We start from the raw sequence: 368 nt of genomic DNA on the forward strand, positions 1-368 counted from the left end.
CCGCTAATTTCTTTAACAAATAGTTTGCAATAGTAATATAAAAACATATATTTGCACACATCATTACTAAATGTGCAAGTATAATGGATCTGCAATACGAACACCTTCCTCGATGATGCTACTATTAATCGTCTGATGATAGTATTCTTCATCCATCAGTATAGCTGATATTTATCTCCCTCAATAAGATAGAAGAGTAAGCGCCGATCGGTAATATAAAGAACTGACTTGCGGAGTTCGCCACCAAAAGTTTTCGTTGAAGAGGGTGCGGCAGAAGAGATACCAGTTGGTTTAATATCTTTAAGTTTCTATGGGAGCGGTTGGTTATTTGGGTAAATAACCGTTTCACCCGCCGCAATTTGTTTGCT

At 37.5% G+C, this 368-nt stretch carries 1 pseudogene; it reads right to left on the reverse strand.

The annotated features are described in order from the left end of the window. Positions 1-161: 161 nt before the first annotated feature. Positions 162-251 (reverse strand): annotated as a pseudogene (locus D0T50_RS13840) (tetratricopeptide repeat protein); the annotation flags it as partial. Positions 252-368 lie beyond the last annotated feature (117 nt).

The organism is Bacteroides sp. 214 (assembly GCF_010501015.1).
Classification (GTDB): Bacteria; Bacteroidota; Bacteroidia; order Bacteroidales; family Bacteroidaceae; genus Bacteroides.